Consider the following 13,193-nt stretch of genomic DNA (forward strand, 5'->3'; position numbering starts at 1 on the left):
AAACCGAAGCGAAAGCAAGTGATTTCCAAAAAGTGATGCAAACGTTTTTAAAAGAAATACAACTTGGCGACGCAGCCGATAAAATGATTTTGGAGAAGGCAAGAGAGAAGATGGATGCGTTAGCAGGTAAATACCTGTTGAGTTGTGATACATTTTTTGAAGGGAAGCAAATAGAACTCACTTCTAATATTGATGAAGGGCATCGCAGAATAAACATTACCAATAAAATTGTAGCGATTGGAAATGATACGCGTGTCAGGGCATTTGAATCTCAGGTTCTCTGGGACACGGACCTGATAACGACGGCGATGAAGAATTTTGAACTAATGGAGGCGAAATTCGCAGATCTGCGTAAAATTACCCCTTTAGAAAAAGATGTTGCGCAAATTGACGCTGCCTACAAAGCTGTTCAGGGGTATCGGTCGGCAATGGAAGGGTTCATGGCGGACTGGCAAAGCTTACAAGAACTTCAGAGAAAAAGTGATGATTTGGGAAACGCCCTGCTTGAAGCGTGTCAGAAACTTGCCGATGCCGGCGCTTTACAAACCGCTGCCGTTGCTGAAGGTGCCATGCACGCGCTTGGCGGTGCCTCAAAAATTATGGTCGGTGGCTTGATGGCAACGCTGTTATTAGGCATTGTGCTGGCGGTTCTGATTTCCGGCAGTGTCACACGGCCTGTCCGTTATATTATCAACGGTTTGACGAATACCGCTGCGCTTGTTTTTTCCGCTTCCGAACAGGTCTCTTCGGCCGGTCAGTCACTCGCCGAAGGGGCTTCGGAGCAGGCTGCCGCAATAGAAGAAACCTCCGCATCGCTTGAAGAGATGTCCACGATGATCAAACAGAATGCCGACAATGCCAACGCAACTATGGCGATGATGCAGGATGCCCAAAATGTGGTCAATAACGTCAGCCGGTATATGGAAAATATGGGAAAAGCGGTTCAGGATATTTCCACTTCGAGCGAGGAGACCGGAAAGATCATTAAAACCATCGATGAAATTGCATTTCAGACAAATTTGCTGGCTTTGAATGCGGCAGTGGAGGCGGCGCGGGCCGGTGAGGCGGGCGCCGGATTTGCAGTGGTGGCCGAAGAAGTTCGAAACCTTGCGCTGAGAGCGGCGCAGGCGGCGAAAACAACGGCGGATTTTATTGAAAATACCATGAAGGCGGTCAGCAACGGCAAAGAATTGACGCGATCGACAATAACGGCGTTTCAGGAAAACAAGGAGATTACGGAAAAGGTCGGTGGCCTTATAGCTGAAATTGCCGCCGCCTCAAATGAACAGGCGAGCGGCATCGAACAAGTTAACCGTGCGGTTGTCGAAATGGATCATGTAACACAGCAAAATGCGGCGAACGCGGAAGAGACGGCCTCCGCCTCTGAACAGATGAATGCCCAAGCAAAACAGCTTAACGGTTTTGTATTTAATTTGTCGGATATTGTTGGACAAGGCGGTCTGCGTGCAACCGGCAGAAGCGCCTTAAAATTGAATGGTTGTCGAACTGATTCCAGGGCTTCGCCAATACTGTAGATGAAGAGACCGTAGATGATTGATCGCGCATCGGAGCGTTTATTTATAAAGGTGGCCCTCGTTACGGGAAACACTCCTTTGCCGCTATCCAAGAGGATACCGCTGGAGCTTATCAAACGCCTAAAAATAGCTGGTATTCTGACGTTCTAACCATTCCTGCAGGCAATGTCTCGGACCAATTTCTGAGAAGCATATTTTCATAAGGTTGATTAATCGAAGGAGTTAATTGCAATGTCAAGAAAGATGAAGCTTTTTGAACCGATCAAAATCGGAACTGTCGAGTTGAAGAACCGGGTAATGATGCTTCCCATGTCGGTTGAACTTGCGGAGAATTACCGCACGACGGACCGGCTGATCGATTTCTTCGCGCAACGGGCCAAAGGCGGAGTAGGTCTGGTGTGCCTCGGTACAGTTTTTGTGGCGGATTTATGGGGAACAACGCCGCTGTATCCTTCCCAGGCCCATGCTTCGGGAATATGGAGTGACGACTTTATTCCAGGCCTGAAGAAGCTGACGTCAGCGATTCGGGAGAACGGGGGAAAGTCATGTTGCCAGTTGGACTTGTGCTATGAATGGCGGCGGGATGGTAGCGCTCCCCTCGAGGCGGTGGGACCGTCCGACGGCCCCGGGGGGCCGTTTGTGCCCCATGTGAGAGAGTTAACGGTCGAGGAAATTCACATCATGGTCGAACAGTTCAGCGACGGCGCAAGACGAGCGCGGGAAGCGGGCTTCGATATGGTCGACCTGCACGGCGGCATTGGCTACATGATCAGTCGTTTTATCTCCTCTTTCTCTAACCGGCGTACCGATGACTATGGCGGCACCCTGGAGAAGCGGATGCGTTTTATTGAGGAGATCATTGCGGCATCGCAGAAAAAAGCCGGCAAGGACTTTCCCCTTATCACCCGGATCTCGGCAGAGGACTACATGCCGGGTGGCCATACAATCGAGGACACGAAAAAGATGGTGCCCATTCTGGAACGAGCCGGCATCGCTGCCCTCAATATTCAGGTAGGATTCCATGAAGCGCCGCGCCCGCTGGTCAACCAGTTCGTACCGGAAGGGGCATTTGTCCATCTGGCCGAAGAGATCAAGAAGATTGCCAAGGTCCCGGTGATTGCCGGCTACCGCATTGATTCTGCCGAGTTGGCAGAAGAAATAGTGGAAAAGGGGCGAGCGGACATGGTCGGGATGGCGCGGGCGCTAATTGCAGATCCCGAGTTCGTCAACAAAACCAGAGAAGGGCGACCGGAGACAATTCGTCGGTGTATTGTCTGCAGTCGATGCCTCGACGGTGCGTTTGTGGGGCAAGGGGTGAACTGCTCAGTCAATGCCTCGGTGGGGAAAGATTTGGGCGAGCCTGTTCCGGGAAACAAGAAAATAGTCGTTATCGGAAGTGGTCCTTCAGGGATGGAGGCGGCAAGGGTCGCAGCCGGAAGAGGGCACCGGGTTACCCTTTTGGAGCGCGGACGCCGACTTGGCGGCCTGTTGGTTCTGGCGTCCATTATGAACGAAAAAATGGAGAGACTCCTCCTTTGGTATCGACAGGAAATGGAAAGCCTTCCCATAGATATCCGGCTGAACACGGAGGTGTCGGAGACCTTGCTGGAACAAATGGAACCCGATGCGATCATCGTGGCTCCCGGCGGAGAGCCGATCGTTCCCGATGTGCCCGGAGTTGATGGCGAGAATGTGATCGGGGCCTTTCATATGAAGAAGCTCATAGAAGGGATTCCCCCTAAAAAAGGGTTGCTTTGGCGTGTGGCCGCTGAGGGGGCCAAGCATTTTGGTGGGAATGCCGCTTTCATGAGGCGGAGCATGAGCCTTCCCTGGCCGGTGAAGAAGCGGGTGGCGGTAATCGGCGGCGGCTTTTTCGGCTGCGAGGTGGCGTTGGCGGTGATGCCAGGCAGAGAGGTAACCATCATTGAGGAGTCCGGCAAGATCGGTGGCGGTATCGGTATCATCGACAGGCAGACGCAGTTGAATCTTTTAAAAGAAGGTGGCGTCAGATTTAAAACCCTGACTCGGGTGAAGGAGATAACGCCTGCCGGCGTGAAGGTGATCGACAAAGACGGGTTGGAAGGCTTTGTCGATGTGGACACGGTGATGCTGGCTTTGGGCGTAAAAGAGAACCGGAAGCTGGCTGATCAGCTGGCGGCAAAGTTTAAAAATGTTCATTTGATCGGGGAGGGCACCGGAGGTGGTGAAACCAGGAGAACCCGGGAAGCCGTTGCGGACGGCTATGAGATCGGCATGAAGATCTAAAATAATGTGTTGAAAGCGCTGGGTTACAGGCACAACTTTATTCGAAACAAATTAAATGGATCAATGGGGGCATTGTTCGTCAGCCTGTTGAAAAAAGGGTGTGGATATGAGACCAAGTCAAAAAGAACTCAATTTGGTGGTAGATTCCGTGCGTCGCTTTGCCAAGAAAGAGATTGAAGGGAATGTTGAAGCGTGGGAAAAGATGAAAAATGTCCCCAGAGAATTGTATAAAAAAATGGGAGATGTCGGCTTTCTGGGCTCTGACCTGCCGGAGGTATACGGAGGGGAAGGGACGAGCTATCATTATACGGCAGCGGTTGCTTCCGAGTTGGCAAGGCTGGGTCATTTTGCTCATGGCGCGTTGATAATTTCCCAGATGAATCTACTCTCGCATTATCTATATGAACTCGGCAACGAGGAACAAAAACAGAAGTACTTAATACCGATGATTAAGGGTGAATGTATTCCGACGATTTGCCTGACGGAGCCGAGCGGCGGGAGTGATCTCCAGGCAGTAAAAACAGAGGCGAGAAAAGATGGAGACTACTATATTCTCAATGGGAGTAAAACCTTCATCAGTGTGATTCATATTGCGGATCTTCATATCGTTGTTGCGCGGACCAATCCCCTCGTGTCCGGGGCGAGGGGCCTTACGCTTTTTATTGTGGACAAAGGAACCGAGGGGTTGGCTTTGGGGCCGAACCTGGAAAAAATCGGTTTTAAAGCCTGCGGCACTGGAGACGTATACTTTGATGATGTCAAGGTTCATAAGCGTCAGGTGCTGGGGGAAATTGACAAAGGGTTTATTCATCTGATGAACCTGCTACCCTTGGAACGAATTCTGCTCGCAACTCAAAATGTCGGTCTCATTGAGGGGGCTCTGCAGTGGACTGTGGACTATGTGAAAAAACGAGAAGTATTTGGGTCAAAATTAAGCGAGCTACAAAACACCCGGTTTAAGATCGCGGAAATGGTTACTGAATTTAATGTGCTGAGAGGATTTTGCGATCATTGCATGGATTTGATGGATAAAGGAAAGCTCACGGCCGAAATTGCCGCCATGCTGAAGCTGTTTGGATCGGATGTGGCATTTAAGATCACGGACGAGTGCCTTCAGTTTTTTGGCGGTTCGGGTTATATGGCGGAAAATCCAATTTCCAGGGCTTGGGCCAACGCTCGCCTCAGTCGTATCTATGGCGGTACCAGTGAGATTATGAAGCATATTATTGCCAAGAATGTTCTGGATTAGGCGAGCTCTTTACGTATATGCATACTTCAAAAGGTGGGCAGTCTTTCACAGGTAGTTCTTACTGGGGTGAATCGGATGATTCGTATGTGATTGCAGCCAATTTGAAAATCAACGCCCCCTCGGTTTATTTTGCAGTGGGTATCTCCTGTGCGGGCCAGCATCTGGCGGGCATCGCCAATGCCAAATGCGTTGTGGCGATTAGCAAGGATGAGGAAGCGAATATCTTCAAACGCGCCCGATTCGGTATTGTGGCGAACTACAAAAGGGTTATTCCCTCATTAATCAAGGTGTTAGCAGAGGAGCAGTAGATGCGCCTGAGCCCCTATTGGAATATCCGTTATGGTAAGTTGGTGGGTGCCTTCACGTGGCCTTGGAAAATTGGGCCTGTTGAAAGTCGGCATGTTCAGATCGCCAACGTCGCCCCGGATCAATAATTCACGTTTTAGCATAGGGAGGCTGCAAGCGTGGGGGCTTACGGCAAATTGTTCGCCGGAACCCTGTCGGAAGCGAGTACGCGCTCGCTGTTGAAGTTTTTCAGCAATTCCTGTTGAGGATCAACCTTAAAAAAGGCGTGATATATTACGTCTGACAAATAATCGGCATGTGTATCAAGATCCACAGAATCATGTGCCTGTTTCATTATATAGTTGGCATATCCTTCCATAATAGCTGTGACGGCAGCATTCGTTAATTCCATGTCTATATTGCGGCAATATCCCTTCTCGATAGAGGCCTTCATGTTGCGCGTAGAAATTTTGAATAAACCCTCATGAATTTTCAGCCATTTTTCTTCAAATTGTTTATCATAAATCATGGCTTCTTGTAGGGCCAGAATTATACCCCTGTGTTGTAGATAAAGCCGAAGAACGCTCTTGACACCATAACGTATTCTTTCATAAACGCTTAACGGTTTATCCTTGGGGTAATGATACCCCATCTTTTTGGCCACGTTGTCAGCTAACATACTAAGAAGGTCTTGCTTGTTTTTAAAATACTTATAAAAAGTTCCATGCCCGAGATCCGCCCGGGTCGTTATGTCGTCAACCGTTGTCTTGACATAGCCCAGTTCAGCAAAGGCCTCAAACGTTGCGCGAATAATCTGTTGCCTGTTTAATGTCTTGCGCCGCTCTGTTCTTGTAAGCTTTGGATTAGTACCTATCGTTTCCATATCATATAACACCTGATCCGATTTAAAAACGCACTGCTTGTGCCACTCGCTGTGTTTGAATTAAATTTTAAGCCCCGAAATACTTAAGGTATCCCGCTGATTGGTCCCGTTTTGCAACAGAATCACCGGCCTTGGCCAAAACCGAAACGTCCCACCGCAGAAAGTGGTTCATCCCCGTATCGTTATCGAATTTATATTGGACAAACTTAAAGATTTATACAGAAAAAAATTGATAATCGCAAGCGCAAATCTGCGATTAATTTTATATTTGACAATGGCGTCATTTTTGACTATTTAGTCAGTATTGCTATAAGCTAATTCCAATTCGTCTTTCTTGCGAGTGTTAATTTGTCTTTGTGAACTGTTTTCTGTCTGAATCCATTAAATATTTTCAAAAAATGGGTTGGATCGAGTCATTCTTGTTGAGAGCGTTTCGATCATGCCAAACCGTGGGGCCATAAAAATGGCTGCACCAAGCAGCATCACAACAATAAAGGAGAAAACGTCATGAGAACAGCCGTGCGTTTAGACATTAAAGGCGGCATAGCAGAGGTAGTGCTGGTGCAGGCAAAACGTGGCAATCCATTAGACGAGAACCTGTGCGGCGATCTGTGCGATGTCGCGAACGAGTGCAGCGAAAACCCGGGCGTTCGTGCCGTGCTGATCCGGGCCGATGGGAAGTACTTCAGCGTTGGTGCCGATCTCAAATGGTTCGGTCGCGACAGGGTCTCCCTGCCGCTCATGCTGAAGCGGGCCAACTCTAAGCTGCACATGGCCATTGCCCGATTTGTGCGTGCGGATGCGCCAGTGGTGATTGCCATTCATGCCCTCGTGGTAGGTGGCATGACCGCACTGACTGCGATGGCAGACTTCGCCTTGGCTGGAACCTCTGCCAAGTTTTATGCTGCCTACAACCTTGTTGGTTTTGCCCCCGATGGTGCCGGCACCTACTTCATTCCCCGCCGCGTGGGCAGCCGAAAAGCAGCCGAGTTCCTAATGCTGAATCAGACCTGGACGGCCGAAGAAGCGGCACGCAACGGCCTTATCACACGCGTGGTACCTGATGACCGCTTGCTGGAAGAAGCCAGATCGCTGGTCGAGGAAATCGCCGGCGGTCCGACCATAACTTTTGGCGAAACGAAACGCCTATTGATGAGCTACACCGATCAGCCGATGGAAACCCAGATGGAGTTAGAAGCGCAGGCTATCGCCCGCTGCGCACACACTGACGACTGTTGGAATGCCATCCAAGCTGTCATGCACAAGAAACCAATCGAATTCAAGGGCCGCTGATAGCAACGTACAATATTTTCAAAAGAACGGGGGGGACGGTTCATGCCTTATCAAGAAAAAATGAATAAGCCAAGAGTATTCCTTAATCCGAATGAAGTTTATTACAAGCCCGAAATATATGAGAAGGTGCGCTTGAAAGAGTCTTATTGGCCGGGTGATCAATCACGGAGTTTGTTGGATTGGACTATTGGTGAAGCGTTAAGAAAGATCGCATCAGAGGTTCCGGACCGTGTTGCCTTAGTGGAGGCCGTCCCTGAAACCGCTAAGAGGCGGCGGTGGACCTATGCTGAAATGTTAACAGATGCGGAAAGAGTTGCCTCAGCCCTTCTTGCCAGGTTTAACCCCGGCGATCGAATTGCGATTTGGGGGGACAGTGTTCCCGAATGGCTGTTGACGCAACTTGGATGCGTCATCGCAGGAATGGCTGTGGTTACCATTAATCCAGCTTACAAGTTGAAGGAGGCAGAATATATACTGCGCCAGTCTGAGTCGTCGTCATTATTTAGCATAGAAGAATACAGGGGCAATCATATTTTAGCAACCGCTAAAAAGATTAAAGAAATGAATTTACCTTTTCTGAAAGAAGTAGTTAGTTTTTCCGATTTTGATGACTTCATGAATTCTGCAAGCAAGCGCGAAACGTTTCCGGAAGTCAAACCGAAAGATTGCGCCATGATTTTTTATACATCCGGCACGACTGGGTTACCCAAGGGTGCCATGCTACATCACCGGGGTTTAGTCAACTATGGGTTTTTTGAAGCGGAGCGCATGGGGATGCAAATAGGCGGTGTCTGGGCGAATGCGATGCCCCTTTGCCATTTTAGTGGTAGCGTGGTTTCATTTTTAGCCTCACTTATGCGCGCCGGCACACACATCTTGATTCGAGCGTGGGATCCATTGAAATTTATTGAGGTACTTGAGAGTGAAAGGTGCACGGATGCCTTTCTTGTACCCACGCAAGTAGAAGCTTTGGTCAACAATTACAACCCTGAGAAGCATCGTGTATTTTTAAGGAATATCCTGTCAGGCGCTTCGTTTATCGAGGCTCGATTGGTTAAAAAGGTTAGTTTATTATTTAACGGCTGCCGACTCGCAACTGCATATGGACAAACGGAAACCCATGGCGCAATTACAATGTCACATGGCGATGACGCGACAGCGTACCAGACCGACACCGTCGGGCAACCCTTTCCTCTGATAGAGCTGAAAATAAGCGACACCAAAACGGGCAAGGTGCTTCCTCTCAATACGGTGGGTGAAATCTGCATGCGGGGTTATCAGGCAATGCTTGGTTATTACAAAAAACCGGAAGAGAATGCAAAAACTCTCGATAATGACGGATGGATTCATACAGGTGATCTAGGAACCATGGATGAAAGGGGCTTTTTAAAGATAACAGGCCGATTGAAGGAGATGATCATTCGAGGCGGTTTGAATATTTACCCGATCGAAGTCGAGAGCCTACTTTCACAGCATCCAAAGATTGAAAAGGTGGCGGTAGTTGGTGTGCCGGATCAATACTGGGGAGAGCAGGTGGGGGCGGTGATTATGCTCAAGTCGTCTGAAAACAGGCCGACACTTGATGAGTTGATCGGCTTCTGTCGTGATAGCCTGGCAGCATTCAAGGTTCCAAAGCTTTGGTATTATGTAGAGGACCTACCATGTACGGCAACGGGTAAAACACAGAAATATGAGCTTATAGACAAAATAGTGAAGAGCGAATTAACAGCAGCAGAAAATATGGAAAGTCACGATCACATCAGAAATTAATAAAAATGGCGCTACAATAAATAGTAATCGGTGAAGTGAAGAAGTTTTTAAATGGCACTGCTTATGATGTTAGCGAAATCTCCAAAAATTGTGGAACGGATATTGGTAACGATCTAATAGTCGTTTCAGAGCGTCAAAATGCACATTACGCGCGCTCAACGCATGCCATTCTCAAGCGTTTTTACCAAGCATAAAATGGATGCCTAAAAAATGAGAGGTACTTATGAGTTTGTCAATAGTAACAGAAATAAAAGAATATACCAAAAAAAGAAAAAGAGAAGTGGTCGTCAAGACGGTGAGAAACACCCAAAGAGGCTTTGTCGAAGAAGAAAGCGACCGAGGGGCGTATCGTCCTGATGTTAGGCTGGCAATTGAAAGGTCGAGATTAATCACTGAATCCTATAAAATGACGGAAGGCGAGCCATGGGTGATTCGGCGGGCCAAAGCGCTGGAACATATCCTGCGGAAAATGACGATATACATTGAAGATAACGATTTAATTGTTGGCAATGCAACGGAAAGCCCAAACCATCTGGTCCATTTCATCGATAACAACTGCGAGTCCGTGAGAAGGCTCATCAATGACAAAGCGGGATGGACACTTGCCGACGATGCCGGCAAGGCGGAGTTTGAAGAGCTGTGTAAATATTGGACCGGGAAAAATATGCGAGACAGGCATGATCAGTTTTTCACGGACGAGATGAAAAACGATTTCAAATATGACGGAACATTTCTATGGAGTGTATGGTCGGAACCCGAAGTGCCAAACCATGAAAAAGTATTCCGAATTGGTTTGAAGGGGATAAGGGGACAGGCAGAGCAAAAATTGGCGGAGCTTGAAGAAAAATACCCTGTTGATTTTCTTCAACAGAAGGAATTTATCGATGCAGTTATCATCACCTTGGATGCAGCAATGCATTTTGCCGGCAGATTCGCCGATAGGGCAAGGTCGCTGGCGCAATGCGAGAGTGATGAAGAGAGGAAAAAGGAACTCCTGAAGATTGCAGCGACTTGTGATCGGGTTCCGGCTAACCCGGCGAGGACACTACAGGAGGCAATCCAAAGCTTTTGGTTCATTCACTTAATCACCCACCAAATCGATTTCATCAATTATGGGATCGGGGTAAGAATGGACGTACTTTTTAATCCTTTTTATCTCCGGGATAAGGAAGCGGGCAGACTTACCAGGGAAGGCGCACAGGAACTATTTGAGTGTTTGTGGCTGAAATTTGAAGGGTTGGGTCAGATGTATACACCATTATTGGCAGGGGTATATGCCGGCGCGCAGCTTATTCAGTCCACAACGATCGGTGGCGTGGATTCAGAGGGTAAAGATGTTACCAATGAGATCAGTTATATAATTTTGGATGTTGTGAAATCCGTTAGGACATTAGAGGGAAGTCTGGCGTTGCGATTTCACAAAGACTCGCCAAAAGAATTTATTATGAAAGCAATTGATGTAGTGGCGTGCGGTCTTGGCTACCCCGCATTTTTCAATGATGAGGTGCTGGTCTCCTTATTGGTTAAACAGGGCCTTTCGCTTAAGGATGCCAGAGACTTTACGATACGCGCCTGCGTGTATATTAACATTCCAGGCAAATGTATCGGGAAAATTGGTCTTGGCTACCTAAGTTTACCCAAAGTGCTTTGGTGGGCGTTACACGGGGGTATTTCGCCTAAAACCGGAAAACAGAGGGGGGCGCCCACGCAGGATCCAGCTACCTTTACAAGTATTGATGGTGTGATGAAGGCGTATTTGGCGCAACTGAGGTTTTTTAACAAAAAGCATGTTCAAATGCACAATTTGAGCTGTGCCATCCATAAGGAATATTTACCACGTCCTTTTTTATCTGCTGTAATGGATGATTGCATCGAACAAGGCAAGGATTGCAGAGCCTGGGCGATTCCCGGATACAGAGACTTTAATATAATGCTTGGTCCCACGAATGTGGCTGACAGCCTGGCTGTTTTGAAAAAAGTTGTTTTCGAGGACAAAATTATACCAATGAAAGAGTTCATCGAGGTCCTTGATTCTAATTGGGAGAACAAAGAGGCTTTTCGGCAAATGATATTGAACAAGGTACCCAAATTTGGGAATGATGACGATTATGTAGACGACCTTGCCATTGCGGTTCAATATAATACAAAAGCTGTCATGGAGGAGTTTACAGACGCCTTCGGGCGCCCCTATTCGGGAGATGGCAGTGGGTCCTCATCAACCTATGGACTTGCAATTATGTGTGAAGCCACTCCGGACGGAAGGAAAGACGGTGAGCCGTTTGCTGACGCGACCTTGTCTCCCAGTGCGGGCGCTGACAGAAAAGGGCCCTTGGCCGTGCTGTCATCCGCAGGAAAAATTGATTCGCTAAGAAGTTACAATCAACTCCTGAATCAAAAATTCATGCCGCAGTTTTTGGAAGGGGAGAATAAAGAGACGTTTTACAATTATCTTCGCACTTGGCATGACTTGGGGATTTCCCATGTTCAGTTTAACGTTGTGGATAAAGCTGTGTTGCTGGACGCCAAAGAGCACCCCGAGAAACATAGTGACCTGATTGTTAGGATTGCGGGTTATAGCGCTTACTTCGTGGATCTTAGTGCGGGATTGCAGGATAATATAATCGAGCGAACAGAGCAGGGGTTTTAGTTGTTGCCGTGAAATTTTGCCGGATGAGGGGTCAAAAAAATTTCAGTCACTTGATAATGTTCGTTCAGTGACTTAAAAAGAAAAGGCGAATAGCGTGGAAAAAAGCAAGTTGATAAACGATATCTTAGGCTGCGTATTTAATATACAGAGATACAGCTTGCACGATGGTCCCGGCGGCAGAACAACCGTTTTTATGAAAGGTTGCCCTTTGAGGTGTAAGTGGTGCTCAAATCCGGAATCACAAAAACCAAACCCAGTTATAATGAGGTATGATAATAAGTGTATCGCTTGCGGTCTGTGTGTCAAAGCATGCCCAATAGGTATTATTGACATCAATGAGGAAAAAGGCAGGCAAATTGATCATTCACGTTGCAATCAGTGCCTTGAATGTGCTCATTTGTGTCCAACCGGATCTTTAGCTGTGTGCGGGGAGATGATGACCGTTAAACAGGTAACTGCAGTTATAGATCGGGACAAGCTCTTCTTTAAAAACGCTACCGGAGGCGTTACTGTTTCCGGTGGCGAACCGACACTCCAAGCAGAATTTATTGAATTGGTATTTAGGCACTGTAAAGAAAGTGGAATACATACCGCATTGGACACTACCGGATATGTTTCTTGGGAAGTTCTGGAAAGAATTTTGAATTGGGTTGATCTTGTGCTTTTTGACATAAAACATATGGATAGTGACCAACATCGAATAGGTACCGGGGTGGGTAACGAGCTAATCCTGGCGAATGCAGCCAGAGTCGCCGGTAAAGTGGAGACATGGCTAAGAATTCCCGTTATACCGGATTACAATGCTTCTGAGCAGAATTTTCATCGGGTGGGGGAGTTTGCCCGCAATATTGGTGCGACTAAAATATCTTTACTTCCCTATCACGAATGGGGACTGCAAAAATACGAGCAACTCAATATGGAAGCTCCCCAAGTATTTAGAGTGCCATGTTTTGAGGATATCCAACGGTTTAAAGATATTCTTCAAGGCTATTCATTGCAAGTGGATTGCGGGCGTTAACCCAAACTTGCTATTTTTTGCAGGGCCCAGCGTACCATTGAGTTGTGTTATGACTCCATCCTCAAGTTGAACGGCACCAAGAAAATTGATCAGCGGGGTGTCTAACGAAATTAAAATAGCCCCAATGCCGTTTCCTTAAGGAACTTAAATGCGTTAATACTTTAAAAATACAATCTGTTATGCTATAAATACATTGTTCTTTTGTATCAGTAAAAAATTCAAAAAAAGGAGAGAACAATGCTCAAAAA

The 13,193-nt window shown here is 47.5% G+C and carries 9 protein-coding genes; 8 read left to right on the forward strand and 1 reads right to left on the reverse strand.

Annotated elements, in window-relative coordinates; translation table 11 throughout:
• The first annotated feature begins 35 nt into the window (after nt 1-35).
• The 4 genes from RBT11_14620 (at nt 36) to RBT11_14635 (ending at nt 5,357) form a co-directional block, all read left to right on the forward strand.
• Nucleotides 36-1,535, forward strand: coding sequence for a methyl-accepting chemotaxis protein (locus RBT11_14620; GenBank protein ID MDX9788015.1), 1,500 nt, complete (start codon nt 36-38; stop codon nt 1,533-1,535).
• A gap of 231 nt (nt 1,536-1,766) precedes the next feature.
• Nucleotides 1,767-3,800, forward strand: coding sequence for an NAD(P)/FAD-dependent oxidoreductase (locus RBT11_14625; protein ID MDX9788016.1), 2,034 nt, complete (start codon nt 1,767-1,769; stop codon nt 3,798-3,800).
• A 106-nt stretch (nt 3,801-3,906) separates the two neighbouring features.
• Entirely contained in the window at nt 3,907-5,049 is a 1,143-nt protein-coding gene (locus tag RBT11_14630; protein MDX9788017.1) for an acyl-CoA dehydrogenase family protein, read from the forward strand.
• 17 nt (nt 5,050-5,066) lie between these two features.
• Entirely contained in the window at nt 5,067-5,357 is a 291-nt protein-coding gene (locus tag RBT11_14635; GenBank protein ID MDX9788018.1) for a hypothetical protein, read from the forward strand.
• A gap of 164 nt (nt 5,358-5,521) precedes the next feature.
• Here the strand turns inward: RBT11_14635 and RBT11_14640 are convergent, their stop codons facing one another.
• A complete protein-coding gene (locus RBT11_14640; GenBank protein ID MDX9788019.1) occupies nt 5,522-6,217 on the reverse strand; it encodes a TetR/AcrR family transcriptional regulator in 696 nt (231 codons plus the stop codon).
• Nucleotides 6,218-6,724: 507 nt separating this feature from the next.
• On the opposite strand from RBT11_14640, the gene RBT11_14645 reads away from it, so the two are divergent.
• The 4 genes from RBT11_14645 (at nt 6,725) to RBT11_14660 (ending at nt 12,945) form a co-directional block, all read left to right on the forward strand.
• Nucleotides 6,725-7,510 (forward strand): enoyl-CoA hydratase-related protein, encoded by a 786-nt coding sequence (locus tag RBT11_14645; protein ID MDX9788020.1) that lies wholly within the window; start codon nt 6,725-6,727, stop codon nt 7,508-7,510.
• 42 nt (nt 7,511-7,552) lie between these two features.
• The gene (locus RBT11_14650; protein MDX9788021.1) at nt 7,553-9,280 is read left to right on the forward strand and encodes an AMP-binding protein; all 1,728 of its coding nucleotides are present in this window, start codon (nt 7,553-7,555) and stop codon (nt 9,278-9,280) included.
• Between the two features lie 280 nt (nt 9,281-9,560).
• Nucleotides 9,561-11,927, forward strand: coding sequence for a pyruvate formate lyase family protein (locus tag RBT11_14655; GenBank protein ID MDX9788022.1), 2,367 nt, complete (start codon nt 9,561-9,563; stop codon nt 11,925-11,927).
• A 94-nt stretch (nt 11,928-12,021) separates the two neighbouring features.
• The gene (locus RBT11_14660; GenBank protein ID MDX9788023.1) at nt 12,022-12,945 is read left to right on the forward strand and encodes a glycyl-radical enzyme activating protein; all 924 of its coding nucleotides are present in this window, start codon (nt 12,022-12,024) and stop codon (nt 12,943-12,945) included.
• The last annotated feature ends 248 nt before the right edge of the window (nt 12,946-13,193 follow it).

It is taken from the genome of Desulfobacterales bacterium (assembly GCA_034003325.1).
Taxonomy (GTDB): domain Bacteria; phylum Desulfobacterota; class Desulfobacteria; order Desulfobacterales; family JAFDDL01; genus JAVEYW01.